Origin of the sequence: Vibrio sp. A1-1 (assembly GCF_021728175.1) — a bacterium.
Lineage (GTDB): Bacteria > Pseudomonadota > Gammaproteobacteria > Enterobacterales > Vibrionaceae > Vibrio > Vibrio diabolicus.
In genome coordinates this window covers 142,897-168,913 of the sequence record NZ_JAKKCL010000004.1, presented here as the reverse complement: position 1 = coordinate 168,913, position 26,017 = coordinate 142,897, and the positions used below count along the sequence as shown (strand labels likewise).

Below are 26,017 nucleotides of genomic sequence, written 5' to 3'. Positions count from 1 at the left end.
TCCGACCTTAGAATCCGCACACATAACTATTACAACCCGATTACATAACCCACCACACTCTTGCACGCTGCCGAAGAGGCAACAGCAGAGAGTATGGTTAGCCCCCAAAACGTGAAAGGTCTAATACAACAATGAGTCCAGAGAAATATCTCCAAGACTGGCAAACTAGCCAAACGATTGCTGAATCTATTTCCCCTCTAATTGGTAAGCTATATCGTCAAAAAGGAATCGAAGTGGTTCTGTTTGGTAAAACGCTTATCAATGCTACTACTATAGACATTCTCAAAACTCATCGCGTTGCAAGACGTTATACAGGCAGCCCACTCTCACTTGAGCACACGATGCCTATCATTCAAGCGCTATGTGAAATGAGCATTTCTTCGTGTCGTGTCGATGTTGGCCAATTGGCAACTAAGTACTGGAATGAACATGACGATACTGCCTCTCTAAATGATTTCCTTATCACTGCACTTGATGGCGCACGCGATGCAGACTCTTCATTGAAAGCGCGTGATGTAGTTCTTTACGGTTTTGGTCGCATTGGTCGACTACTAACTCGCCTTCTAATCGAGAAAAGTGGCCCAGGTTACCCACTACGACTGCGAGCGATTGTGGTTCGTGGCGGTAAAAAAGGCGATTTAGAGAAGCGTGCTAGCTTACTGCGTCGTGACTCAGTCCACGGTCAGTTCAACGGTAGCATTGTGATCGATGAGGAACGTAAAGCTCTGATCGTTAACGGTAACTACATCCAAATCATCTACGCAAACAATCCAAGCGAAGTGGACTACTCTGCTTACGGTATTAACAACGCGCTTGTTGTTGATAACACAGGTGTTTGGCGTGATTCTGAAGGCCTAAGCCAACACTTAGCGTGTCAAGGTGCAGAGAAAGTGCTGCTAACGGCACCAGGTAAAGGCGATATCAAAAACGTTGTATTCGGTGTAAATGAATCAGTTATTCAAGAAGATGACACCATCATCTCTGCCGCGAGCTGTACCACAAACGCAATCACGCCGGTTCTTAAAGCGCTGAATGATAAATATGGTGTCCTTTCTGGTCACATCGAAACCGTGCACTCATACACAAACGACCAAAACTTGATCGACAATTTCCACTCTGGTGACCGCCGTGGACGTAGTGCTTCTCTGAACATGGTTCTAACTTCAACTGGCGCAGCTAAAGCAGTAGCAAAAGCACTGCCAGAGCTAGCTGGTAAGCTAACAGGTAACGCAATTCGCGTACCGACACCAAACGTTTCGATGGCAGTCGCTAACCTAAACTTAGGTGAAGACGTAGACCGTGATTCACTGAACGATTACTTGCGTGAAATGGCGTTGAACTCTGAGCTTTCGGCACAGATTGACTACACCGATTCAACAGAAATTGTATCAACTGACTTAGTTGGCTCTCGCCATGCAGGCGTCGTAGATGGTCAAGCGACTATCGCACAAGACAAGCGTTGTGTACTTTACATCTGGTACGACAACGAATTCGGTTACAGCTGCCAAGTTGTGCACTGTATGGAACAAATGATGGGTGTTCGTTACCAAACATTCCCTCGATAGGTGAACTTTGCTCCACAACGTTAACCACATAGCGTAACGGACAATATCTCATATTTGTTCTAAATAATAAGCGCAAAGCGCATTACTAATATTTTTCCCCGTTTATACGCCTGATCACCCTCAGGCGTTTTTTCATTTCGCTCATTTGACACTCTCCGGACAAAGTGAAGGCTATCATTCATGTTTTGTTCATGTTCACAGCATTAATCTGAGCACATGAATTACAGAGAGGTCATGATTATGAATCGGATTATTGTTACCGCACTGGCACTGATTACGGGCTTTTTTACATTAGTATTTAGCTTGATCATTGCGATTCCGTTGACCATCGCAGCATTGATTACAGGCAAGCGTATTGAGAAGCGCGTGAAGAAAATGCAGAAAGAAATGCATGAAGAGTATGAATTCAATACTGGTAAAGCCGATGCTATCGAAGGTGAGTTCGAAGAGGTTCGCCGATAAGTAAATAGAATTTATATAAGTTTCTCTCCCCCGACTGCTCCTGAGAAACTTCTTGCTTTCACCCTGTCTTTACAATGGCAGGGTGCTTTTTTTGAAAAGCACAACGTCAAATAAGCAACTAGCGGCTTATTGTTTTATCTTTGTGTTGTGAGAGGCTGTGTAGCCAGCCTCCCACAAATCACCATCAACACCAGAGTATGGGTTAGATTCTTTCGGGGTCCCATTTTGGCAAGCTTCTCTGCCTTCTCTCTTTATTTCTTCTATGTGATTTAAAACGAAGTCAAAGTGCTGAGGATCAACCTTTTGTAGTAGCGCGTACAAAAGCCCAAAACCAAGCATCGTGAATACAAACAGTTCAAAAAACACCCATATGCTCTTTGTTGAAAGAAATATCCAAGCAACGCTGCAAACACTGGTCAAAATTACTACTAGAGCTAGATTTACTATTCTTTGCATATTGCTCTCTCACCTTCTAAACGGTCATGAAGTCTCTACCCCTTTCATAGGATAAGTAAGAGGAAAGTCCGTTTTACCCAATAAAGCATTCTCGACTTAATATGCGACACTGTTAGTATTAACGTTAAGTGGCTCTCGTTCTAATTATAACAGTGCGTTGGAAAGCTGCGCTTACTACAAATGATAATGTGAACCAAAGTAACACTATTGATAGTATTAACTTTAGCTGCATTTAGCGTCAAGATTACGTAAATTATATGAGGGTTTACTGAGAGCAGAAAAAGGCAGCCGTCCGGGCTGCCTTTAATATTTTGTTGTCTTTGCAAACTTATACGGTTACGACCACTCGAAGTGCCAATAGCATGAGAACAATCCCTGACAAACGATCAATTAACACTGCTTTAGAACGAATTCTGTCCACCACTTTAGAGCTTGATAACACTAGGGTGATAAAGGTATACCAAAGCCCGTCCACAACAAATGGTGTAGCAACAATGATCATTTGATTGCTCAAATCATTACCTAGCGCTACAAACTGACTGAATAATGCGATAAAAAACAAAGCAATTTTAGGACTTAAAATCGAGATAAAAAAACCTTCTCGAGCGGACTGGCTTACCGTTGTTTCCTCGCCTGACTCCAACTTCGCCGCCACACCGCCTTTCGAACGCAGCGCATTGAACCCTAAATATGCAAGATATGCTGCGCCTGCAAGGCTGATCGTCTTGAACAACATCGGGCTTTGCTGCAAAACAACAGCGAGGCCAATCAGCGTGATAAAGGCATAAACGCCAATTCCAAAAGCGTGTGCCCAAGCCGTTGCCAAACCATTGATGCGTCCACCAGCCAAAGCATGTTTTGCCACAATTGCTAGGCTAGGCCCAGGTGACATAGCGCCGAGTAAACACACGGTAAAAAGTGATAACCAAACTGTTAGTGTCATAAATAACCTCTCTCCATTTGAACTCAATCTATCAATTGAAGAGCTATAATTTGAAATCAAAGTTTCGCATAAAAGTCATGATTTAAAATCATAACTTAATGGATGGAGTATTCCGATATTTTCATCACCGCGTGGATTTGCTCTCGCACCCACTGATGAGCTGGATCATTGTCGTATTTAGGATGCCACATCAGCCAGTATTCATGGGTAGGTGTCTCAAAAGGAAGCGCTTTATGAACCAAAGGCCAGTGCTTGGCCAAATTATTTGCAATGTGCTCCGGAACTACCATCAAGTGGTCACTTGAGACCAAACGATTTACCGCCGCAGAGAAAAAAGGCACTTTAAAGGTAACATGACGCATCAGCCCCCTGTCTTTTAGTGCCATATCAGTACTTGAGTCTTTGTCTCCCCCACCCGTCACTTGAATATGCGAATGACTGATGAGGTCCTCTATAGAAATCGAAGCCTTACCAGCTAAAGGGTGAGACGCCTTCATCAAACAAACTGACTTATCAGAACCAATATTGATGCTAGATACACCTTCAGGCTGAGTGGGATACATAGAAGAAGCAAGATGGATTCCTAACTCGTGAAGCTTATCGATAAAATCTAGTTGCCACAGTCGATACGCCAAATCCAATTGTGGTGCTTGTTCACCTAAGTGAGATGCAATATCGGGCAAAACGTATTGTGCCACGTAATCACTTGAGGCAATAACCAGCTCGCCTTGCCACAGTTGCGGCTCAAAAGGTTTGTCATCGAGTAAATGGTCAAACTCAGCCAGTAACGCATCAAGCTTTGATTTTAATGCTATTGCTCGCGGGGTTGGTATCAGCTGATTACCTTGACGAATAAGCAGTGGGTCACCACACAGATCGCGCAATTGTGCAAGCTGTCGGCTAACCGCAGACTGAGTAATGTGCAAACGTTCTGCAGTTCGGCTGACATGACACTCTTCTAAAAGTACATGCAAGGACCTAAGTAGATTCAAATTGATGTTGTTTAACATACCGGCTCAAGAAGGTTTAATAAATAATGGCACCCATGATGCTTATTTCACAAACTGGTTGCCAGTCGTATTAAAGAACTCAGCTAAAACGGTATGAGTCATGAGGTGCCTTAGCTCTGGGTAACGTTGAATTTGATCTCTGATTTCGTTCAAACGAGTCATCGTAGGTACTTCGACAAAAACCATCATATCCGTTTCACCACTGATTGCATGGCACCATTTTACGCCATCGATTTTGTATAGTTCGTCGGCATATGATTCGCAATAATACGTGGATGTAGATTTATCGAACTTTAGAGCAAAATAAGCACAAATCGAGTCCCCGCCTGAAGAGGCAATTTCAGCGTGATACCCGAGAATCACTTTGTCATGTTCTAGCTTACGAATACGAGCCGTCACCGCAGAACGAGAAAGGTTCACTTTATCCGCAATTTCAGTCACCGACAGCCGAGCGTTGTGTCGGAGAAGATCCACAATCTTGTGATCAAACTTGTCCATATACTTACCAAGCTTTCCTTATTTTTCTCATTCTATACCGATTCTAACTGCATAAGAAACCAACATTTTGTTGGAAATATTTAAAACAACCGTCATATTGACGGTTCAGTAAATCATTTTGTTATTAAGATTTTGGATATGCTATTTGGTAAGCATGAGATGAGCACCGTTATCCATTCAAATAAAAGAGCGATAACGCATTGAAATCAAATACGCTTCTTATGCACTCAGCGCACTAGCGCGCTCATTAAACTCCAATAAATGAGATAATTAGAAGCCACAAGCGTTTTCGTCATAAGCCCTACAACATTGGATGAATCAATTAGCATGGAACAGCTCAAAAAAGACATTTCACTCACATCCGGTATCGCCCAACTATCCACAACATTAATGGGAACGGGGCTTTTTATGATACCAGCCATTGCAGCAGGCATAGCGGGTCATTTTTCACTATGGGCCTGGATTTTATTATTCATCGCCATTTGTCCTATTGCGCTGACTTTTGCCCAGCTAGGCAAGCGATATCCCAACGCGGGCGGAACCGCATTTTTTGTGCGTAAAGCATTTAACGCCAAGCTGGAAAGTAGTGTAGCTTGGCTATTTGTTAGTGTCATTCCGGTAGGGGTTCCGGCCGCGATTGCACTCGCCGCAGGCTTTCTACAGCAAATATTGCCAGAGCCTATTAGCAATAATCTGTTTGCACAAATTCTAACGGTATTACTTCTTGTGTTCGTCAACTTGATGGGCACTAAGTCATCAGGTCATTTACAAACTCTTATTGCTTTGAGTGTCTTTGCGCTCGTTGGCACATTTTTATGGAAAGGTGACGTTAACAGCGCCGATCTCGTGATGCCAGCTATCACACAAGAGTCAATTTGGCCTATTACCGCAGCGCTTGGCGTGATGTTCTGGTGTTTTGTTGGCATAGAGGCTTTTGCTCATATGGGGGAAGAATTCAAAAACCCTCAAAGAGACTTCCCTATCGCCATTATTGTCGGTTGTTTTGTAGCGGGAGCTACGTACTGGGCTTGCTCTGTTGTTATTTTAAAGTTTGGTGCATATGGTAATGCTCAATTCGATAATGCATCGATTCCATGGTTGAGTGCTCAACTACTTGGCGATGGGGCCAAATGGATAATCAGTTTGATCGGATTCTCCGCTTGTTTCGCGAGCGTTAACTTATACACACAGAGCCTAGCGCGAATGGTCTGGGCTCAAGCTCGGGAACATCGTCCTTACAGCCCACTAGCCAAGATTTCGCGTCGTGGTGTCCCTTTCTCAGCCACCTTATTAGTTGGCGGCGTACTGCTAATATCTTGCGTGATAGGAACGCTATCGCAGCTCGATCTGGAGTTTTTCCTAAAACTAGCAAATAGTGTATTCGTTTTGGTTTACATGTTGGCGATGTTAGCCGCTTATAAATTGCTCCGTGGGTTTGGTAAAGCGCTTGCGGGACTTTCTCTACTGCTTTGTACCGGTGTTTTTATATGTTTAGGCTGGTCAATGTTTTATGCACTTGGCATTTTCACTCTACTTTTACTGCCTTGGAAACAGTGGCGACATAAACGACAAACACGCGCAGTTGAATAGTCACCGCTTCCCATGTCGAAAAATTTGGGCTAAACGTTGGATACCAGCGTCTATGTTCTCTAACGCGATATTACCGTAACCAAGCACGGCACCATGCCAGTGACGTGCTTGGAAACCTGGATGTTCATAATAGCTCAAAGGTCGCAATATGATCCCTTCATGCTCTGCCAGTTTTGTAAAACGCAGCTCATCTATACCGTTTTGCCATTTCAACGTAATATGAAGCCCAGCCGCTTGGCTAACGACGCAAACACTGTCGCCAAAATGCTGTTGAATGGATAAATGCATCTGTTCATGCTTGGTTTTATATAGTCGGCGCATTTTTCGGATATGGCGCAACAACCCACCCTCGGTAATAAAATCTGCCAACGCTTCTTGAGTGTGCGTCGGTGAATCACCACTTAACGCATCTTTAACCACTAAGCATTGCTCTACTAAACGTTCAGGAACCACCAGGTAGCCAAGCCGCAATCCGTTAAACATCACTTTACTGAAGGAACCCACATACAACACATGCTCATCTCGACCCATTTGAGCGGCTAGCCCCTGTAAGCTGGTGTAGGGACGATGAGCAAACTGAAATTCGCTGTCATAATCGTCCTCGATGATCCAACTTGATTGCTCGACCGCCCAGTTGATGATCTTTCCTCTTTGCTCGGTATTGAGTGTGGTCCCCATCGGATATTGATTACTTGGTGTGATATACAGCGCATCGGCATCGCTTGAGGTCACAGCTTCCACATCAAAGCCTAATTTCTCTCTTACGAACAAAGGCTCAAATTGATAGTTTTGGAACTGAATCAACTTCCGCATTTGCGCGTAACCCGGTTGCTCCATCAAAACCTTATCACCTTGTTTTAGAGCTACCATCGTCGCGATTGACAACGCTTGCTGTGCCCCAGAGGTAATAATAATGCGCTCTGGAGAACAATTCACTGAGCGACTTGATGCGAGGTAGTCAGCTAAAGCACTGCGCAATGCCCAACTACCCTGAATATCTTGATTCCCCAACAAGCAGGGGCGGGACATGTGGCGAGCAAGTAACTTTTGCCATTGCGCCATCGGAAATGCGTCCAAATCCGGCACACCCGGTGCAAATGCGCGGTTGATGTCAAAGTTGGTTTTCGGTGATGAGTCTCTCTGAACTAAACTAGGTTCAGGCAAGTACTGCTCTGGCAGTTCTACGGCAACATAAAAACCAGAACCTTTTTGGCTGTTCAAGTAACCTTCCGCCACTAACTGCTCGTAAGCAGAAATCACGGTATTCCTACTTAGATTAAGCGCTTGTGAAAGCTTCCGCGTAGAAGGCAGCTTCCCATTCTTCATCCACAGTCCTTGAACAATTTTCTTGCGAATAGCAAAAAACAACGCTTGCTGACGCGTTCCATCACTGTCTTTTAAATGCAGGTCACCGATATCAATCAAAGACAAACTGGATCCATCCATTAGTTAAAAGTGGCTCTCTTTAAGCTACCAGTTAAACGCTACATTGCAATCAAAGAATGAGGATCAATCGCTCGTAATCGTGAGCAAACAAGGAGAGAAAATGCTATCCAACACCAATAGAACGGAAATTAAGAAAGGCGCACATAAAGCCGTCTCTGATGTTAGCAAACTGCACGCCATCATAGATGAAAGCCTAATCGCTCATATTGCGATAACCAACGAGTCAGGCCCTGTGGTCATCCCTATGCTGGCATGGCGTGTCGATGATTACGTGTATATCCATGGTGCCAACAACAGTCGACTGTTACGCTCACTCAAACAAGGAGTGCAAACGTGCTTAACCTTTACTTTGTTTGATGGTTGGGTATTGGCTCGAAGTGCGTTTCACCACAGTGCGCATTATCGCAGTGCTGTGGTCTTTGGCCAGTTTGAGGTGGTGGAAGATAACCAAGAGAAAGACAGGTTGCTGAATCACTTTATTGAACAGATCGCTCCGGGGAGAACAGAACAAGTCCGTTTGAGTAATGAAAAAGAACTCAAAGCCACCATGCTACTGCGTATCCCACTCACAGAGGCATCTGTGAAAATCAGCAATTTTGGCGTCAACGACGATGCGGAAGACATGGACATTCCTGTTTGGGCAGGTGTCCTACCCTACCGAACTGTCGTAGGTCCACTGCAAGCTTGTGAAGATTTGTATGAAGGTATCGCTGAACCAGACTACCGCAGTGCCTACTCTAATCGTTGGCAGGAATAAGCACCGTAAAACGTGCGCCGCCTAAGTGACTCTCGCCGACAGAAAGTTCCCAACCTAATTGCCTCGCTGCACTGGTAGCGATGGCAAGCCCTAAACCAAAGCCTTTCACGTCGGCGTTGCGGCTTTTGTCTAAACGCGAAAATGGCATAAATACTTCTTCTCGCATCGCTTCAGGTACGCCCGGACCATCGTCCTCAATATCGATGCTCCAGCAATCCGCTACCATTCGAATCGTCACCTCAACGCAGGATTCACCGTAACGCTTGGCGTTTTGCAGTAAATTATCGAGGACGAGGTTACCCAAAGTAGGCTGAAAGTGAATCAATTGGTTCGCGAGTTCATTTTCCGCTCTCAACATGGCGGACTCTAAGCCTAGGTAATTCATACGGCTTTTGCACCAAAGTGGCAGTTCCATGGTTTCAACAGAATCGACCCAAGAGTGGTTTTTCACACTCAAGCGAGACAGCATGACGATGTCGGAAGTTAAATCCGTCACTACATCAACGTATCGTTCAATATCGTCATGTAACTCTGCCTGCATTTCACCACTCGTGCGCCTAGCTAAATCCGTCGCTAGCTGAATACGACTCAGCGGAGTGCGCACTTCATGAGGAATAGCTTGAGTAAAGATGTGTGTTTGGCGTACTCGTCTCTCAATCTCTTCAGACATGCAGTTGAAGCCTTGGGCGAGCTCTTTCACGGGTTGCGAAAATTGCTTTAGATCGACTCGCGTATTCAACTCACCAGAACCAAATTGTTGTTGTGCAGCCGTTAGTTGCCTAATTTGGCGGTCAAGACGTCGTACAGGTATGTAAACCATAATGCCTAAACTGCACACAACAACCAAAAGTAGAGTCAGTATAAATACAATCTCAGAATCTTCATTCCAATCAACATCTGGGCTAAAGAAATCCGTTTTTTCTTTGAAAACTAAACTCTTCGAGGTGTTAGGTAAAGGGAATACCGCAGCATAGGTACTGCCATCAATAAGATAAACAGGTATCCCCTGTATTCGGTACAGCAGCTTACAATCTCGACAAGGCGGTGATCCGTCCCAGTTTTCAACCAATGTTAAATCAAAGATAAAGAAATCTTGCTTGCCGTTTTCGGTTAACTTCTTGTAGAGAGAATCCGGAGTGCCTCGTTGCTCAATGTATTGATCGACAAAATAAGCACCATCACTCAAAAAAACACCGACTTCTGTTTTGCGCATGTACTCTTCCCCCATAAAGAGAAACAAAGCAACAGTCAGCGCAAGGCCAGTAACTAACCCCACATATAGACGAGTAAACAGGGAAAACATGCGTCATTTACCTGTCAGCATGTAGCCGTGGTGACGTATGGTCTTAATGGTAGCGGTATGGATATGAGCCTTAGAGAATTTCTTCCTTAGTGAGGATATACGCATATCAATCGAACGATCAGTAATGCAGTATTCAATGCCTCTGGCAAGACGGCAACATGATTCACGAGATACTGGCTTATCGACATTCAGCATCAGGAGCTCTAGAATTTCAAACTCAGAGCTCGTTAAACCAATATCTTTTTGCAAATAAAATGCTTGGGAGCGACGAAGACAAAGGCTAATGCCATATCGGCTCAGCTTTTCTTCTTCAACGGTATCAACTTGACGACGATAGCGACGCAACGCCGCTTCAATACGGGCGAGAAGGATATTGCCTTTTATCGGTTTGGTAAGGTAATCATCAGCACCGAACTTAAATAAGCTCACCTCGCTCATTTCATCATCGGTTGCAGTCAAAACAATGATAATCCCATGATAAAATTTACGTGCCTCTTGGCATATTTCTGTGCCATTTTTTCCCGGTAACATCAAATCTAACAGCACTAGGTCCGGATTGAGTCCGTGAATCGTTTCTAATGCATTTTGACCGTTGTCGATAACGGTTACTGTATAGCCTTCGGCTTCGAGGTACATTTTGGTTAATCGAGCAATCTCAGAGTCGTCTTCTACCAGTAAGATTGTATTGCCCACCATGAATCATTTACTCCACCAATATGATGGAGGGAGTATATCGCTCGTCCTATACTGCGCAACCCACTTAAATGATAATTTTAATAAAAAGCGGGCTTACATACGCTTACAAACCATACATATACGATAATCCTAATCATTCCACGCCCCTAAAACCATGCAATAACCTGATGTTTTATTTATTAGCAGAATATAGCTTCACATAAAAAATAAATTTCGGAATAAAAATCTAATACATTTTTAAATATATCGAATGATAGTCCTTACCAAAAAACAATATCGATATATATGACTTGGTTTGCTTATATAGACAGGACTTTATGTTGCTTCTAAGTTTCTTGCTCTAATAAAGTCTACGAGTAACATGAAATGAGATATTCCCAATTAACACCTTTAGCCATATTTTGCGCGATAAGTCTAACTGCTTGCGGCGGCAGTGAATCTAATTCGAAACCATCGACAACGACACCTCCAACACCACCAGCGCCAACATTGAGCACTGTCACAATCCCAACTGTCGTTTCTACAGAGCTTCCAGCCAAGTTAAAAGTGGCTGCTGATGCGGGCTTCACCCACTATGTGAAAATCTCCCTTTCTGAAGCAAATAACAATGATGCATTTCACATTGTGGCTGTTGATGACGGTGCGAATAATGAAAAAATCTTTCGTGCAGCCAAAATCATCCAACACCTTCTCACAAACCAACCAGACTCTAAGTACGGCGCTGACAAGTCTCGTATCGCTAAGACATTAGCCGAGCGTGATGCCACACTAATGCTGACCGAAAACGACGAACAGAATGATGAGATGTTAACCAAAATCTTTATCAACGAACTGATTCGCCAAGACAAACTGAACGATGCAGTGACAAACTCGGGCTTAGCACACTCTTTTGATACGAGTTCTCTAGAAAAGTTTGTTGTAAGCATGATGGTACTTAACGAAGAAGATATGGATACACTTGTCACATCTATCGTGGCAACATTAGTAAATAGTAAAGAAACACCAAACTGGCTAAGGAACAGCCAATCTTTGATGTATCGAGAACTGACAGTTGAAGGCGATTGCCATTACATGAGTAATTTTGCCGATTACTGTGCCAATCTTGGTAAAAAAGCCGAACGAGACGCCGCTTTTGAAGAAATTTTACACTTGGTCCAAGCGCAAGGTATTGCACCTAACACGGGGACTGCGGCACTGCAAAATGACATTCAAGCTCATGCGTTAAAAATCTATAACGATATTCAAGCGGGCAAACCGACGGTGTGGCGCCCAACTCAGTATGACTGGGACGATTGGAAATCGGACGACTTCGATCCTGAAAGTGTTAAACAAACGGGCCCTTCATATTCTCACGAATACTTTGCTGCCGCTTTTGAAGCTTACATGGGTGTAGCAAAAGCAAACGGACAAGGTTTAGATGGCTACCAAGCGTTAACACGTGAAGAAATGCAAACTCAAGATCCACAAGCCGTTGATTGGATCAGCGGCTTATTCCACGGATACTTGCAATACACCGCGAACATCGACTCTGCGGGCGTCAAACTTTACACAGAAAAGACAAATCCAGGCACAGTGCCTACCTTCCGTATGGCTCCCAACAAAGACGGCTTGATAGAAGCATACACCTACAAATCTCAGTGGCTGACAAGAGTGAAGATCATTGGCGACGACGCAATGAATGTCATCGGTAATGACCAAAACAATACCTTTGAAGGCAACAGCAAAGACAACAGCATTTATGGTGAAGGTGGTATCAACACCTATATCGTGCCACACAAACTGGCAGAATGTACTGTTATCAAAGCAAAGAGCGTTTCTGTTAAGTGCCCGAGTACAGGCTCGGATGAGTTGTACGACATTCAAAAGATCCAATTCACCGACCAAATCTTAGATGTAACCGAGCTATAAACGATGAAAAACATGAAGAAACTTACTCTATTCGCTCCCCTACTCCTTGTAGGTTGTGGTGGCCTAGCTGTCATGGATCGTACTGATGCCGTAAAAGCACAACCAGAAATGCTGATCAAAACCGACGGAGATTTTTGGGGATTCGGTGCAGATGGTCATTTTGATTTTGCTGGTAAGTACAAAGGCAACTATTCACGCAGTGCTTCTAACTCAAGTTGGTTTAACCATATCTCTTTCAAAGAAGGTGCGATGGGCGCAGAAGTTACTCGTATCGACAACGGGGAAACTTGGCTTCTGAGCTGCTCTGGAGGCGGTATGTCGGTTAACTACATGGGCGTCGATTTTGGTGGGAATGATCCTTACACCTGTGATATCACCCAAGATGGCGTCAAAGTGGGAGAATTTGCCATGGAGCCAAAATCCGCTCTCATCGACATCAGCTTTGAGAAAAAAGAGACTGGCGTAGTGCGTATTGGCAACACACACTTTAATGTAGAAACCGTACATACTAGTCCTGACGCCATGATGGCGGTAGACATTCCATTGGGTTATAGCTTTAAGGAAGGCACACAAGAAATTGCCGCTGTGCAGACGAACGGTACCATTGCGGTACAAATGCTCCCTGAACTTAGCGAACAAAAAAAGGATGTAATTGCCATCGGCGCTGTTGCAAGTGCACTAAGTTGGCGTCCTAAGAAATAGCCATCATATAAAACGACACAAAAAATAACAAAGCCCTCTACTTTGAGGGCTTTTATTGCTTGTACTCATAGAGATAAGTGAAGCACTACTTATCTAATCTTCCCGTATACTGCTTGGGCGTTAATCCACGATGTTTCTTAAACATACGATTGAAGCTCGCCACATTGGTGTAACCCAGGCGCATGGCTATGTCATCAATACTCACGCGCTTACTCAATAACCCAGCCGCAACATTACTCAATACATAGCCGGATACCATCGAGAAGTTGAGGCCTAATTTGTGCAAACGACGTTGAAACTGCTGCTCAGATAAATCAAGCAGAGAAGAAACGCGCTCTAACGTTGGCAATCCATAATGACTGCTGTAGTTCACCACTTCATAAATCACTTTCAACTCATCTTCTGGGTCGGGCATATTAAGCAAATCATCCAAATCGGAAAAACTCATCGCTAGACGGCGGTCTTCGCGATGGCTCACTTGGCGGGAAGCTAATCGGTCATCTCCCGGGATCCATATTTCTGTTTTTGGCTGACTCCATTCCACCTCGCAGCCGAAATATTCCCGGTATCGCTCAGTATTTTTTCTCGACCCTGAAATCTTGACGCGCAAAGGCTGATAGTCTTTACCAAGAAATTCGCGTAGCACTTTAATCATAAATACCGCACAGCGGATACTATCGTGCACCTTTACTGACGTTTCTATAAACGGATTGTGGTAAGTCCATTTGATGATTTTGCCCGACTGTTCGCCAGCAAAAAACGCCCCAGATTGTAAGTTACTCGCACCATAATTAACGCGTCGAATCGCGCTGGCTAAATCATTCCCAGAAAATAGCCAGCGTCCCACAGGCCCAAGCTTTTGCAGTTCAATACCTCGGCTGAGACTCAAAACCACATCCGGGTCACCACTGGCTTGTTCAACACAACGATACCATTCTGCGACGGCTTTTAGCGGGATCAGTGTCATTGGGTTGTGAAATACCGACGACGGAATCCCCAGTTCATCCGAGCCCAAATTATATTTAGATAACGCGAGGTTATGCATGTTTAGAATGCCCATCGCGCGAATAAATCGAACCCTCTTCATTACCAATCACATCAAATTTAATCCTCTATTGATTGAATCTGTCACAAAGAAAGACCTAAATCAAATCCAGATCACAATACGCCAACCGTTTGATAGAGGAGTGTTTAATGAGTTTACTGAGTGTCCCATTTGTCGGAACTGGTGCAGATACAGCGTTACATGTTGTCGCTGCTGTCGTTTTAATCGCGAGTGTCGCGGGCGCGTGTTACGGCTTTTGGAAAATCCATGAGTTGCCAATTAATAAGGCGCACAGCAAAGACCATCATCAGATAGGGCTCATCAGTGCGCTCACCTGGATTGGGTTTGTCTGGCACTGGGTTTGGGTGCTAGCTGTGATCTTTGCATTTGTTGATATGGAAAAAGCCATCATCAATCTGCGTGATACATGGAGAAGTAAACCGCAAACAGAAACACAGCCAAAAGAGGAAGCGTAATGTTAGAAGGTTTAGCGGTATGGGCACTCTTCATCTATTTGCTGCGTTTGGTTGGCATGCCTTGGAACAAAGCAACCAAATCGTTCGCTTATCTTGGCGGTTTGAGTTGGCTGATGTTCGTATGGGTAGGTTTGATTAACTTCACCCCGATGGATTTATCCGGTGGTTCTGTCGTGCAGTCACCACACATCCAATTGCGTCCAGATTCAACCAATGTGAAGGGTAAAGTTGACCATATTTACATTAAGCCAAATCAACAAGTTAAAGAAGGTCAGCTTATTTATGAACTTGACCCAACTCAATACGAAATCGCATTAAATCAGGCGAACGTATCCGCCGATTCTGCACGAGTCGCATTAGCTACGGCAAAAGGCGACATCGAGATTGAAGAAGCGAATCACGAAGCGCTAGTGCAAGATCTAGAAACATCCAAGAGCCAGTTGGAAGCGGCGAAAGTTGACTACAAATTGCAGAAAAAAATGCTAGATCGTTATCTTGAGCAAAACCGAGTGGTGCAAAACACCATCACGGAAAGCGATATCGACAAACAATCGAGTGCGGTTGATATGGCACGTCACAACGTGTTGACCCTTGAGTCTCAAATTAAGAAGAAACAAGTCGATATTTCCCGTGCAAAACTGGCGATTCATAAAGCGGAACTTGCAGTTGAAACCAAACAAGCCGAACTGCGCCAAGCTGAAGAGCAAATTGCAAAAGCGCAATGGGATTTGAATAGCACAAAAGTTCATGCCCCAACAGATGGCTTTGTCACCAACTTTATCCTACGTGAAGGTCAGCGTGTATCGATGATGCCGCGTATCAACATGTACACTAACGAGAAGTACGTGCTGATGCGAGTCAACCACCAGGCGATTCGTAACATCAAACCGGGTCAGCCAGCGGAATTCTCTTCGTCCGTTTACCCAGGTAAGATCTTCTCAGCGACCGTTGAAGGCATTGTTGAAGCAACAGGTGAGTCACAAGGTAATCTACTGGGTTTCGATGATTCCGTACGTGTCACCACTGGAAAGAACTTACAGAACAAACACCACTTTGTTCGTCTTAAGATTGATGAGCCAGAAGGCTACGACATCCCTGTTGGCTCTGTTGGCCTCGCATGGGTCAGCGGTGAAAAACCGATAGGCTTCATGGCCTTCTTAGATGTGATTCGCGGGATCATCATCCGAATGAAGTCTCAACTGTACTTCTTCTACTCTATCTAAACTCGCAAACCGCCAGTTACGCTGGCGGTTTTCTTTTCATTTGTATCCAAACATATCCTTTTCCCGTATAACAATTAGTTAGTAAATAGCGGAGAAGATTCATGTCGGCAAAGGAAAGAAGCCTACCTACCCATCGCATCTCAAGATTCAGCAAATTCGCCTCACTTGCTACCCGTGTCGCAGGCAATGTGATTGCAGAAGGCACGAAGCAGATAGCCAAAGGCAACAAACCAAAAGCGAAAGACCTATTGCTGACGCCGCAAAACATCGCGCGTTTAACCGACCAACTTGCTCACCTACGTGGCGCTGCAATGAAGCTTGGTCAAATGCTCTCAATGGATGCTGGTGATGTTTTAGAACCTGAACTTGCCGATATTCTTTCCCGTCTTCGTTCCGACGCAGACCCAATGCCTGCAAAACAACTCAACGCAGTAATGGAAAGTTCGCTTGGAACGAATTGGAAAGCTGAGTTTCTATCATTTAACTTCAAACCAATCGCCAGTGCATCAATAGGACAAGTGCACCAAGCCTACAGCGATGCGGGCGATAACCTAGCCGTCAAAGTGCAATATCCGGGCATACGGAAAAGTATTGATAGCGACGTCGATAATGTCGGTACACTGCTCAAGGTCGTTGGGTTGATTCCCGAGTCTGTCGACTACAAAGGATTGCTCGAAGAAGCGAAAAAGCAATTGCATGATGAAGCCGATTACACCCGAGAAGCGCAATTTGCGATTCGTTACCATGATGCTTTGAAGGAGCATCCTCATTTTGTCGTACCAAAGATTCACACTGAAAGTTGCTCAGACTCCGTTCTCGCCATGGAGTTTATTGACGGCGTACCCATTGAACACATCGAACATTATGATCAAAGTACGCGAGATTTTGTCATGCACAGTTTGCTCGAATTGCTGTTCAGAGAGCTGTTCGAATTCAAGATGGTGCAAACCGACCCTAACTTCGCCAATTACTTGTACATTGAAAGTACTCGCCAAATCGGCTTGTTAGATTTCGGTGCAACTCGCGAATACAGCGAACGATTCAGTGCCGGCTATCGCAAAGCCTTTGCGTCCGTCATCAATAATGACGAACAAGGCTTGAATGACGCGCTTGAACAAATTGGCTTCTTCAGCCAAACCATCCTACCTGACCAGCGCCAAGCGATTCTCGATTTAGTAAAAATGGCATGTGAACCCATGTTGGTTGATGAGCCATATGATTTTAAAGCCAGTGGCTTAGCGCAAAAACTTCGCGAAGCTGGCACTATTTTGAGCATGGAACAAGAGTACTGGCATACCCCACCTGCCGATGCCCTATTTTTACATCGTAAAATTGGTGGAATGTATTTGCTCGCAGCGAGAATTGGCGCAAAAGTGAACATTCGCCAATTGGTACAGCCATATCTCACTATCAACAGCGAATAGCCTATTGTTTTTCTGTTACTTTCAAGTACCTTGAGCAAGGTTAAGATGCATAGTTGTGCATCTCAATAACATGCCATACTTCCATAAAACGAATTAACTATCGGGGTACTCGGTGAGCAAGTTTCAAGATCTCTCCACTCTAATCCAGCAAATTGGCCAAGCCGAAGAAGCGGATCAAGTCGCAACGCTCAATGAATCTATTGAAGCGGGTCTCGAACCTGGCGCAGTCGCCCTAATTCTGGAAGCCTTTCCAATCGATGATCGTGTTCGCTTATGGCGAGCTTTACCACTAGAGCTACATATCGACGTGTTAACGGAAATGCGTGCCGACGTACGTTTTTCTATCATCAATGCATTATCTGAAGTCGAGCTAAAACTCACCCTCGCTAAACTTGATAACTTATCGCTGATCGAATGGGCGGATTCGTTGCCTGAGTCGATCATCAACGAAGCGCTCGCGTTAATCGAAAAAGATGAGTTAGAGCTTTACGATCAAGCAAACGAATATGAAGATGAAGAACTCGGCCACTGGGCTGAGCGTAAAATCATCACCCTGCCCTTTAATATTACGATTGGAACGGCTAAGCAGTTAATGGAGCGCTATAGCTACGACACGCCTCAACAAGTCTACCTGATCAACCGTAATAAACAGTATCGAGGGACAGTCAATTACTACGAAATTTTACGTAGTGATCCTGATACTCGCTTGAAAACACTCGTTATTGAAGCGGTGACGGTGCTAGACAGTAAGATGATGCTTCCCGAAGCGGTAGAAGCATTAGAGCACAGCACACTGCCCGCTCTGCCTGTGACTGATGCAGACCAAACTCTGATTGGTGAAGTCGATTGGCAATTTGCATTGAGTACGCAACGTGAAATCTACGAAGCGCGCTTAATGGCCGGTACTGGTATGGATGAAGGCGATGACTTGTTTGCGCCAGTATTAAAAAGCTCACAAAAACGCGGCGTGTGGCTGGGCATCAATTTGCTGACTGCAATTTTAGCGTCTGTCACTATCGGGCTATTTGAAGACGTGATTGCTCAAGTGGTGGCTTTAGCCGTACTAATGCCAATTGTTGCATCGATGGGTGGCATTGCAGGCAGCCAAACGCTGACTCTAATGGTTCGTGCGATGGCGCTTAATCAGATTACCCCAGGTAACCGATTCAAATTCTTAAAAAATGAGTTGGGCATAGGCTCACTGAACGGCATTGCTTGGGCGCTAATCATCGGCGGGTTAGCCGGATTGTGGTTCCAATCGCCAGTTTTAGGTGGAACCATCGCGCTGGCCATTATCGTCAACATTATTACCGCTGCTTTATTTGGCGTGTTGATACCCATTATTTTGGATAAGTTTAAATTGGATCCAGCCTTAGCAGGTTCGGTTATTCTAACGACGGTGACAGATGTGGTTGGTTTTTTCGCCTTTTTGGGAACGGCGAGTTTAGTCATGCTCTAAAAAGTCCACTGTTTATTAATCAATCATTAGCATAATAGAGTCAAATTGCATAACGCAGTTGCAAATTGCAAACAAACTCAAACTTTAAGCAACGCATGTCACAGAAACTACGTATTTTAGGGCATATTAAAGTTGGCACAGTAACTGCATTATATAAATCGACCCTTCTTAAGCCGAGGGTCACCTAGCCAACTGACGTTGTTAGTGAACTTGATTTTGTTCACATGTATATAAGCCAATCGCACTCTTTGCGGTTGGCTATTTTTTTATGTGGCTATTGCCCTCTTATCCTCTGACCGAGCTCGGTTGTACTTTTCTTGCCCACAACAGATTGTTTACTGTTTATAAAATTCAAATATCCCCTCACTAACCCATTAGAAATACCGACTTCAACAAAAACAAACCACCTAACCCAAATAAAACCAAGAAAACACACCCAAAAAAGAAAAAATAATGTCCAAACCAAAACGCTCATCATGAAATCGTTTTCTTTTCATAGAAATTGACTGAACAATCTAGAGTTATAGATAAATTTAATCCATAAGCACAAATAGCAATTCAAAACATTCATTTCACATATAAAACCTGTCTATAAATCATAGAAAATACGTAAAAATAAACTTTTCACTTTTAGAACTTAAAAACCAAACCATTGTTATTTAAAGAAAAAACAGAAACCAAAAATCAAGCAAACGTTTAAATTGCAATTTTATCATTGACTATTAAATTTACATCACGATAATACGCGCCGTTTGCCTGAAAACCAGGTGCTATAATTTAATATTTCAATGTGCGGAGGTAATAATGGCTGGAGACAATAACTACAGTCTTGGACCAGTTCCCAACACGGCCAGAAAAGGCGTGGCATCACTAACCATGGTGATGTTAGGACTCACTTTTTTCTCCGCAAGTATGTGGACAGGGGGTTCTCTCGGTACTGGGCTCTCCTTTAATGATTTTTTCCTCGCTGTTCTCATCGGTAACCTAATCCTCGGTATTTACACTTCTTTCCTCGGTTACATCGGCGCTTCTACTGGTCTCTCTACTCACCTTCTTGCTCGTTTCTCTTTTGGTTCTAAAGGATCTTGGCTTCCTTCCGCTCTTCTTGGCGGAACTCAAGTTGGGTGGTTTGGAGTTGGTGTCGCGATGTTTGCGATTCCGGTGCATAAAGCAACGGGCATCGATACCAACACGTTGATCCTCGTCTCCGGTTTGCTCATGACCGCGACCGTTTACTTTGGCATCTCCGCACTGATGGTGCTGTCAGCAATCGCCGTTCCTGCCATTGCGCTACTTGGCGGTTACTCTGTCATTGAGGCAGTAAATAGCGTTGGCGGTATTAGCGAACTACAACAAGTTCAACCAACCGAGCCACTCGATTTTTCAATAGCTCTCGCGATGGTTGTTGGCTCTTTTGTCAGTGCTGGTACATTAACGGCAGATTTCGTGCGCTTTGGCAAAAAGCCGCGCAGCGCCGTGATGATCACCATGGTGGCATTTTTCATCGGTAACTCGTTAATGTTTATCTTTGGCGCGGCAGGTGCATCCGTGACTGGTCAATCAGACATCTCTGAAGTGATGATTGCGCAAGGCTTATTAATTCCCGCCATCATCGTACTTGGATTAAACATTTGGACGACTAACGACAACGCGCTCTACGCATCGGGTCTTGGGTTTTCCAACATCACTGGCTTACCAAGTAAATACATCTCGATGGCGAACGGGCTTGTTGGCACACTTTGCGCTCTCTGGCTCTACAATAACTTTGTTGGCTGGCTAACCTTCTTATCGTTGGCAATTCCACCGATTGGCGGCGTGATCATCGCTGACTTCTTCACGAACCGTAAGCGCTACGCAAACTTTGAAGCCGCCCAGTTCCAAAGCGTAAACTGGGCTGGCATTATCGCTGTAGCGATTGGCGTTGGTGCGGGACACTTCCTTCCTGGCGTAGTACCGATTAACGCTGTACTTGGCGGCGCTATTAGCTTCCTAATTCTTAATCCTATTCTCAACAAAAAAGCACTGGCTACACAGCCAGCGTAAGGAACCATCATGACAACACTACTGATCAAAAACGTAACGCTAAAAGGACAAGAAGGTCTGCAGCAAATTTTGATTGAAGATGGTCAATTCAAGCGCATTGAAAGCAACGATGTGGAGCTTAATCACAACGGTGACACCATAGATGCTGAAGGCGGTATGGCGGTTGCGCCTTTCTGCGAGCCACACATTCACCTAGATACAACGCAAACCGCTGGCGAGCCAAGCTGGAACATCTCTGGCACATTGTTTGAGGGTATTGAACGTTGGGCTGAGCGCAAAGAAATGCTGTCGATTGAAGACGTGAAAGCGCGCGCAAAACAAACCTTAAAATGGCAGATAGCAAACGGCGTACAACACGTTCGTACTCACGTCGATGTTTCTGATCCAACACTTATCGCTCTCAAAGCGATGCTAGAAGTACGTGAAGAGATGAAAGAATGGGTAGACATCCAAATCGTCGCCTTCCCGCAGGAAGGTATTCTCTCTTACCCAAATGGCAAAGAGCTGCTAGAAGAAGCCGTCAAATTAGGTGCGGACGTGATTGGCGCGATTCCACACTTTGAATTCACACGCGAATATGGCATTGAATCGCTGCACTACGTATTCGAGTTAGCGCAAAAATACGACCGCCTGATCGACGTGCATTGTGATGAAATCGATGACGAACAATCTCGCTTCGTTGAAACACTGGCAGCATTAGCGCACAAGTTTGATATGGGGAATAAAGTCACGGCCAGTCACACCACAGCGATGGGTTCCTACAACGGTGCATACGCATCTCGCCTGTTCCGTTTATTACGCATGTCCGGTATCAACTTCGTGGCAAATCCGTTGGTGAACATTCACTTACAAGGCCGTTTTGATGATTACCCAAAACGTCGCGGCGTAACACGAGTGAAAGAGATGCTGAATGCCAACATCAACGTCTGCTTTGGACACGATGATGTATTTGACCCTTGGTACCCACTAGGCACTGCAAACATGCTGCAAGTGCTGCATATGGGTCTGCACGTGTGTCAGGTGATGGGTTACGACCAAATCAACAACTCACTGGATCTGATCAGCACCAATTCAGCACGTACACTGAACATTCAAGATAAGTATGGAATTGAAGAAGGCAAACCAGGTAGCCTACTGATTCTTCCTGCAGAAAATGGTTTTGACGCCGTACGTCGCCAAGTGCCGGTTCGCTACTCTGTTCGTCACGGTAAAGTGATTGCAGAAACACAGCCTGCGACGACTCATATTCATCTTGAACAAGCAGAGCAAGTGACGTTCAAGCGCTAAGGTTCGTAAAAATACCGACTAAAACGAAAAAGGGTCTGACGAAATCATCAGGCCCTTTTGCTATTGGCAAACGTCACTGCTGTTCTGTGTCTTACGACCTGAGTAGCCAACCGAACGCACAAAAATGCTATTTAAGATGACCCGATGCCCACTAAGTTGCATAAGGTTCTGATGGCTAAATCTCAATTACACTATCGAACTTGGAAATTCCTCTCTGCGTTCGGCATACTTCTGCCTTCACTTTAGTTGTAGATATAACTCATGACCTTATTAAGCCAGATAGAATCGCAATTTTTGGAGTTTATGCAGCAAGAGATGCAAGTCGATGCGGCGCATGACATAAGCCATGTTCAACGGGTCGTAAACACCGCAAAAAAACTGGCTATGGAAGAAGGCGCCGACTTATCTATTGTGCTTCCCGCCGCCTATTTACATGATTGTTTTACCTATCCGAAAGATCATCCAAACCGCAAGCAGAGCTCAATCATTGCAGCCAAAAAAGCGGTCGCGTTTTTAGAAAGTATCGATTATCCGCGGCAATACCATGATGCCATTGCCCACGCGATAGAAGCACACAGCTTTAGCGCGAATATCAGACCCAACACATTGGAGGCAAAAGTCGTTCAAGATGCCGACCGTCTGGACGCTTTAGGCGCAATTGGCATTACTCGCTGTATACAAGTGAGCACTGAGTTTGATGCGCAACTTTACGATAACAAAGACATCTTTGCTCAACAGCGAGAACTCGACGATAAACAATTCACTCTGGATCACTTCCAGACCAAGTTATTCAAAATCGCTGAAACTATGAACACGGAGTCAGCGAGACGCGAAGCGCAAAAACGCAAAGCCTTTATGCAAGCGTATATAGAGCAATTACACGACGAGGTGACAGCATAAATGTCAGAAAGCTATACGTTAATTAAAGAGCTTAAACGCCAACTAAAGTTAGCTGGGCTGCATTATGTCGATGTTGCACAACACCTTGATTTAAGTGAAGGAAGCGTCAAACGTTTACTCGCTGAAGGTCAACACATTAGCCTTGAACGCTTAGAACGCATTTGCCAATTGATTGGTTTAGAAATGGCGGAACTGTTTAAGCTCGCGGCTGCGCATAATAAAGGCCTGGAGTCGCTAACGTTAGAGCAAGAAAAGCAGCTGGTTGACGATAAAGCCCTGCTACTCGTGGCGATCTGTGTTGTAAATGGCTATCAGTTTGAACAAGTCGTTCAACAATACACCTTCAATGAGTTGGAACTGGTACAAAAGCTTGCTCATTTGGATCGTCTGAACATCATCGACTTGCAGCCAAATAACAAAATTCGTTTGCGTATATCTCCGACATTTAAGTGGCAGATGGGCGGCCCTATTCAACGGTTCTTCCAACAGCAAGTTCAAGACGCCTTTTTCCAAAGCTACTTTTCTGGTGAAGATGAACAGTTATCCATGGCAACAGGATTGATGAGCGTACCAACCAACAAGAAGCTGCAACAGAAACTGCAAAAGGTCATCGATGAGTTTTATCAGGCTTGCCAAAGTGATAGCTCTCTCGATATGGACGAAAAGCACGGCACCTCTCTGATTATTGCGATGCGTCGCTGGACGTTCCCTCTGTTTGAACCATGGGAAAGAAAACCTACTCAAAAGTCTCGAAATTAGTAACTCAATAAACAAATGGAGATGAAAGTAACGAATTTCGTTACTTTTGGTGACACCCAACGTCACTTGACAGAGAAAGCTGGTTTAATCGTTCATTGAGCATAAAGTGCTCCCATCTCATTCGACTTTGTTTAATCGGGGCCAGCATGTTTTTCTCAAAACGCTTTTTTCCTTACTTTGTGACGCAGTGTCTTGGCGCACTCAATGACAACATCTACAAAAACGTTCTGTTATTGATGGTGACATACAGCCAAATTGATAACTTACCAATATCCGTTAATCTATTTGTTAATTTGGCGGCAGGCTTATTCATCCTACCTTTCTTTCTATTCTCTGCGCATGCTGGTGCCGTCGCTGACAGCATGGACAAAGCCAAATTAATACGACGTCTAAAGCTCATCGAGCTGGCTATCATGTCTTGCGCAGCAACCGCTATTGCGACCCAAAGTGCTATGCTGATGCTGGTTCTGCTGTTTATGACAGGCACTCAATCGGCCTACTTTGGTCCCGTAAAATACGCCTTGCTACCACAAGCACTCAAACCAAATGAGCTTGTTAAAGGAAATGCTTGGGTTGAAATGGGCACGTTCCTTTCGATTCTTATAGGTACGCTTAGCGCAGGCCTGCTGTTAGCCATTCCTAATGGTACCTTGATTGCTTCTTGTGTCGTTATTGCCTTGTCTTTGCTAGGGTTTATGAGCAGTGTGAACATTCCAACGATGCCTAGCCAATCGACTGACAAAGCGAAGTTTGAACCGATTTCTGGTTTAAAAAACACGTTAAAAGTGGCAAAAAAACAGAGAGGCATTTGGATGTCTATTCTAGCCATCAGTTGGTTTTGGTTCATGGGTGCGACTTACCTGACTCAATTCCCTAACTTTGCGCGTGAACATTTGTTTGCAGACAGCACTGTCGTTTCTTTACTGTTGGCATTGTTTTCCATTGGTATCGCTACAGGCTCTTGGTTGTGTGAAAAGCTCTCTTTCAACCACGTTGAGCTTGGTATTTTGCCATTCGGTATCCTTGGTCTGACCGTCTTTGGCGTCGACTTGCTATGGGCAGTCCCAAGTTATCCATCACTTCCGGTGCACTTTTATGATGTGCAAAACTTCGTTGCTGAATCCAAACATCTGCGCGTCATGATTGACCTGTTCCTTGTTGGTGTAAGCGGCGGTGTCTTTATTGTTCCTCTTTATGCGTTCATCCAATCGCGTTCAAACAAAGGTGAATGTGCACGTGCCATTGCTGCTAACAACATCATGAATGCGTTGTTTATGGTGGTGTCTGCTTTGGTTTCGATCGTTGCACTCAGCGTACTAGAACTTTCTATTGTGGAACTGTTTGCCATGATGGCAATAGGTAACTTCTTCGTGGCAATCTATGTCTATCGTCAAGTACCGGAATTTACACAACGCTTTATCAGTTATTTACTCAGCCATTGTATGTATCGTGTGTCAGTAAAGGGGCGCCAACATATTCCTGAACAAGGTGCTGCGTTAATCGTGGCTAACCATGTTAGCTATGTCGATGCGTTGATTTTGATGGGAACCTCTACTCGCCCGGTTCGTTTTGTGATGGACAAATCCATCAGCGAGCTGCCTGTTCTTAAATATGTTTTCCATCATGCCGGTGTTATCCCGATCTGTTCTCCACGTAAGTGTGCCGACACTTATCGACGAGCATTTGAACAGATTGAACAAGCGCTTAACGACGGTGAAGTTGTCTGTATCTTCCCTGAGGGTCGCTTAACGTCTAACGGTGAACTGGGTGAGTTTCGCCCTGGTGTGGAAAAAATCCTTGAGCGTAATCCTGTTCCTGTCATCCCTATGGCGTTAAAAGGGCTTTGGGGTTCTTTTTTCAGCCACAAAGGCGGACATGCTCTCACAAAACGACCGACTCGTTTTTGGTCAAAAGTGGATGTTGTTATCGGTGAAGTGTTAAGCCCAGCTTCTTTAAATCGTCATCAATTGCAACAACAAGTACAGGATTTACTGGGCTGATACGCTTGCTATACCGATCAAACTTTGCAGCAAAACGTAAATATGCACCACAAAGGGCAAGTAGT

The 26,017-nt window shown here is 44.5% G+C and carries 23 protein-coding genes; 15 read left to right on the top strand and 8 right to left on the bottom strand.

Annotated features, from left to right (window positions below; genetic code table 11):
- Window positions 1-131 precede the first annotated feature (131 nt).
- Together L3V30_RS09190 and L3V30_RS09185 are read left to right on the top strand one after the other, a co-directional pair.
- On the top strand, window positions 132-1,565 hold the full coding sequence (locus L3V30_RS09190; RefSeq protein WP_006741169.1) for a glyceraldehyde-3-phosphate dehydrogenase: 1,434 nt from the start codon (window positions 132-134) through the stop codon (window positions 1,563-1,565).
- A gap of 240 nt (window positions 1,566-1,805) precedes the next feature.
- The gene (locus tag L3V30_RS09185) at window positions 1,806-2,027 is read left to right on the top strand and encodes a hypothetical protein (protein WP_005397748.1); all 222 of its coding nucleotides are present in this window, start codon (window positions 1,806-1,808) and stop codon (window positions 2,025-2,027) included.
- A 126-nt stretch (window positions 2,028-2,153) separates the two neighbouring features.
- Here L3V30_RS09185 and L3V30_RS09180 read toward each other — a convergent pair whose 3' ends face one another.
- From L3V30_RS09180 to L3V30_RS09165, 4 genes are all read right to left on the bottom strand, one after another.
- Window positions 2,154-2,393, bottom strand: coding sequence for a hypothetical protein (locus L3V30_RS09180; RefSeq protein ID WP_237308774.1), 240 nt, complete (start codon window positions 2,391-2,393; stop codon window positions 2,154-2,156).
- A 418-nt stretch (window positions 2,394-2,811) separates the two neighbouring features.
- Window positions 2,812-3,426, bottom strand: coding sequence for a LysE family translocator (locus L3V30_RS09175; protein ID WP_048624827.1), 615 nt, complete (start codon window positions 3,424-3,426; stop codon window positions 2,812-2,814).
- Window positions 3,427-3,521: 95 nt separating this feature from the next.
- Window positions 3,522-4,436 (bottom strand): LysR family transcriptional regulator, encoded by a 915-nt coding sequence (locus L3V30_RS09170; protein WP_104972357.1) that lies wholly within the window; start codon window positions 4,434-4,436, stop codon window positions 3,522-3,524.
- 42 nt (window positions 4,437-4,478) lie between these two features.
- Window positions 4,479-4,934 (bottom strand): Lrp/AsnC family transcriptional regulator, encoded by a 456-nt coding sequence (locus tag L3V30_RS09165; RefSeq protein ID WP_005396378.1) that lies wholly within the window; start codon window positions 4,932-4,934, stop codon window positions 4,479-4,481.
- Between the two features lie 327 nt (window positions 4,935-5,261).
- Here L3V30_RS09165 and yjeH point away from each other — a divergent pair, with 327 nt between their 5' ends.
- Complete coding sequence (gene yjeH / locus L3V30_RS09160; protein ID WP_006741172.1) at window positions 5,262-6,524, top strand: L-methionine/branched-chain amino acid transporter; 1,263 nt, start codon at window positions 5,262-5,264, stop codon at window positions 6,522-6,524.
- On the opposite strand, the gene L3V30_RS09155 is transcribed toward yjeH, so the two are convergent.
- Window positions 6,525-7,970, bottom strand: coding sequence for a PLP-dependent aminotransferase family protein (locus L3V30_RS09155; RefSeq protein ID WP_237308773.1), 1,446 nt, complete (start codon window positions 7,968-7,970; stop codon window positions 6,525-6,527).
- A 100-nt stretch (window positions 7,971-8,070) separates the two neighbouring features.
- On the opposite strand from L3V30_RS09155, the gene L3V30_RS09150 reads away from it, so the two are divergent.
- The gene (locus tag L3V30_RS09150; RefSeq protein ID WP_237308772.1) at window positions 8,071-8,727 is read left to right on the top strand and encodes a pyridoxamine 5'-phosphate oxidase family protein; all 657 of its coding nucleotides are present in this window, start codon (window positions 8,071-8,073) and stop codon (window positions 8,725-8,727) included.
- Here the strand turns inward: L3V30_RS09150 and L3V30_RS09145 are convergent.
- A complete protein-coding gene (locus tag L3V30_RS09145; RefSeq protein WP_048624822.1) occupies window positions 8,708-10,030 on the bottom strand; it encodes an ATP-binding protein in 1,323 nt (440 codons plus the stop codon). The genes L3V30_RS09150 and L3V30_RS09145 overlap by 20 nt on opposite strands.
- 3 nt (window positions 10,031-10,033) lie before the next feature.
- Window positions 10,034-10,726 (bottom strand): response regulator transcription factor, encoded by a 693-nt coding sequence (locus tag L3V30_RS09140; RefSeq protein ID WP_237308771.1) that lies wholly within the window; start codon window positions 10,724-10,726, stop codon window positions 10,034-10,036.
- Between the two features lie 366 nt (window positions 10,727-11,092).
- Here L3V30_RS09140 and L3V30_RS09135 point away from each other — a divergent pair, with 366 nt between their 5' ends.
- Both L3V30_RS09135 and L3V30_RS09130 read left to right on the top strand, forming a co-directional pair.
- Entirely contained in the window at window positions 11,093-12,634 is a 1,542-nt protein-coding gene (locus L3V30_RS09135) for a hypothetical protein (protein ID WP_047008110.1), read from the top strand.
- A gap of 12 nt (window positions 12,635-12,646) precedes the next feature.
- Window positions 12,647-13,336: a hypothetical protein gene (locus L3V30_RS09130; RefSeq protein WP_237308770.1), complete on the top strand. Its 690-nt coding sequence runs from the start codon at window positions 12,647-12,649 to the stop codon at window positions 13,334-13,336.
- A gap of 85 nt (window positions 13,337-13,421) precedes the next feature.
- On the opposite strand, the gene L3V30_RS09125 is transcribed toward L3V30_RS09130, so the two are convergent.
- Entirely contained in the window at window positions 13,422-14,423 is a 1,002-nt protein-coding gene (locus L3V30_RS09125; protein WP_237308769.1) for an AraC family transcriptional regulator, read from the bottom strand.
- Window positions 14,424-14,530: 107 nt separating this feature from the next.
- Between L3V30_RS09125 and L3V30_RS09120 the strand changes: the two genes are divergently transcribed.
- The 9 genes from L3V30_RS09120 (at window position 14,531) to L3V30_RS09080 (ending at window position 25,952) form a co-directional block, all read left to right on the top strand.
- On the top strand, window positions 14,531-14,857 hold the full coding sequence (locus L3V30_RS09120) for an MFS transporter (RefSeq protein ID WP_237308768.1): 327 nt from the start codon (window positions 14,531-14,533) through the stop codon (window positions 14,855-14,857).
- Entirely contained in the window at window positions 14,857-16,080 is a 1,224-nt protein-coding gene (locus tag L3V30_RS09115; protein WP_237308767.1) for a biotin/lipoyl-binding protein, read from the top strand. Before L3V30_RS09120 ends, L3V30_RS09115 begins: the two co-directional genes overlap by 1 nt.
- A 101-nt stretch (window positions 16,081-16,181) precedes the next feature.
- Window positions 16,182-17,504 carry an AarF/ABC1/UbiB kinase family protein gene (locus tag L3V30_RS09110; protein WP_237308766.1) on the top strand — a complete coding sequence of 441 codons (1,323 nt, stop codon included), beginning with the start codon at window positions 16,182-16,184 and terminating at the stop codon, window positions 17,502-17,504.
- A gap of 112 nt (window positions 17,505-17,616) precedes the next feature.
- Window positions 17,617-18,963: a magnesium transporter gene (locus tag L3V30_RS09105; protein ID WP_005396363.1), complete on the top strand. Its 1,347-nt coding sequence runs from the start codon at window positions 17,617-17,619 to the stop codon at window positions 18,961-18,963.
- An 804-nt stretch (window positions 18,964-19,767) separates the two neighbouring features.
- Window positions 19,768-21,006 (top strand): cytosine permease, encoded by a 1,239-nt coding sequence (codB, locus tag L3V30_RS09100; protein ID WP_053807934.1) that lies wholly within the window; start codon window positions 19,768-19,770, stop codon window positions 21,004-21,006.
- A 9-nt stretch (window positions 21,007-21,015) separates the two neighbouring features.
- Window positions 21,016-22,293, top strand: coding sequence for a cytosine deaminase (locus L3V30_RS09095; protein ID WP_150916957.1), 1,278 nt, complete (start codon window positions 21,016-21,018; stop codon window positions 22,291-22,293).
- Window positions 22,294-22,554: 261 nt separating this feature from the next.
- Window positions 22,555-23,193, top strand: coding sequence for an HD domain-containing protein (locus L3V30_RS09090; protein WP_134645483.1), 639 nt, complete (start codon window positions 22,555-22,557; stop codon window positions 23,191-23,193).
- Window positions 23,194-23,952: a helix-turn-helix transcriptional regulator gene (locus L3V30_RS09085; protein ID WP_006741188.1), complete on the top strand. Its 759-nt coding sequence runs from the start codon at window positions 23,194-23,196 to the stop codon at window positions 23,950-23,952.
- A gap of 146 nt (window positions 23,953-24,098) precedes the next feature.
- A complete protein-coding gene (locus L3V30_RS09080; protein ID WP_237308765.1) occupies window positions 24,099-25,952 on the top strand; it encodes an MFS transporter in 1,854 nt (617 codons plus the stop codon).
- Window positions 25,953-26,017: the final 65 nt, after the last annotated feature.

Excerpts from the sequence above, each read along its gene's own strand:
- L3V30_RS09190 (WP_006741169.1), top strand. The coding sequence starts at position 132 with ATGAGTCCAGAGAAATATCTCCAAGACTGGCAAACTAGCCAAACGATT.
- L3V30_RS09085 (WP_006741188.1), top strand. The coding sequence starts at position 23,194 with ATGTCAGAAAGCTATACGTTAATTAAAGAGCTTAAACGCCAACTAAAG.
- yjeH (WP_006741172.1), top strand. The coding sequence starts at position 5,262 with ATGGAACAGCTCAAAAAAGACATTTCACTCACATCCGGTATCGCCCAA.
- L3V30_RS09155 (WP_237308773.1), bottom strand. The coding sequence starts at position 7,970 with ATGGATGGATCCAGTTTGTCTTTGATTGATATCGGTGACCTGCATTTA.
- L3V30_RS09080 (WP_237308765.1), top strand. The coding sequence starts at position 24,099 with ATGTTTTTCTCAAAACGCTTTTTTCCTTACTTTGTGACGCAGTGTCTT.
- L3V30_RS09150 (WP_237308772.1), top strand. The coding sequence starts at position 8,071 with ATGCTATCCAACACCAATAGAACGGAAATTAAGAAAGGCGCACATAAA.
- L3V30_RS09165 (WP_005396378.1), bottom strand. The coding sequence starts at position 4,934 with ATGGACAAGTTTGATCACAAGATTGTGGATCTTCTCCGACACAACGCT.
- L3V30_RS09110 (WP_237308766.1), top strand. The coding sequence starts at position 16,182 with ATGTCGGCAAAGGAAAGAAGCCTACCTACCCATCGCATCTCAAGATTC.
- codB (WP_053807934.1), top strand. The coding sequence starts at position 19,768 with ATGGCTGGAGACAATAACTACAGTCTTGGACCAGTTCCCAACACGGCC.
- L3V30_RS09185 (WP_005397748.1), top strand. The coding sequence starts at position 1,806 with ATGAATCGGATTATTGTTACCGCACTGGCACTGATTACGGGCTTTTTT.
- L3V30_RS09145 (WP_048624822.1), bottom strand. The coding sequence starts at position 10,030 with ATGTTTTCCCTGTTTACTCGTCTATATGTGGGGTTAGTTACTGGCCTT.
- L3V30_RS09175 (WP_048624827.1), bottom strand. The coding sequence starts at position 3,426 with ATGACACTAACAGTTTGGTTATCACTTTTTACCGTGTGTTTACTCGGC.
- L3V30_RS09140 (WP_237308771.1), bottom strand. The coding sequence starts at position 10,726 with ATGGTGGGCAATACAATCTTACTGGTAGAAGACGACTCTGAGATTGCT.
- L3V30_RS09090 (WP_134645483.1), top strand. The coding sequence starts at position 22,555 with ATGACCTTATTAAGCCAGATAGAATCGCAATTTTTGGAGTTTATGCAG.
- L3V30_RS09125 (WP_237308769.1), bottom strand. The coding sequence starts at position 14,423 with ATGAAGAGGGTTCGATTTATTCGCGCGATGGGCATTCTAAACATGCAT.
- L3V30_RS09115 (WP_237308767.1), top strand. The coding sequence starts at position 14,857 with ATGTTAGAAGGTTTAGCGGTATGGGCACTCTTCATCTATTTGCTGCGT.
- L3V30_RS09130 (WP_237308770.1), top strand. The coding sequence starts at position 12,647 with ATGAAGAAACTTACTCTATTCGCTCCCCTACTCCTTGTAGGTTGTGGT.
- L3V30_RS09170 (WP_104972357.1), bottom strand. The coding sequence starts at position 4,436 with ATGTTAAACAACATCAATTTGAATCTACTTAGGTCCTTGCATGTACTT.
- L3V30_RS09120 (WP_237308768.1), top strand. The coding sequence starts at position 14,531 with ATGAGTTTACTGAGTGTCCCATTTGTCGGAACTGGTGCAGATACAGCG.
- L3V30_RS09135 (WP_047008110.1), top strand. The coding sequence starts at position 11,093 with ATGAGATATTCCCAATTAACACCTTTAGCCATATTTTGCGCGATAAGT.
- L3V30_RS09095 (WP_150916957.1), top strand. The coding sequence starts at position 21,016 with ATGACAACACTACTGATCAAAAACGTAACGCTAAAAGGACAAGAAGGT.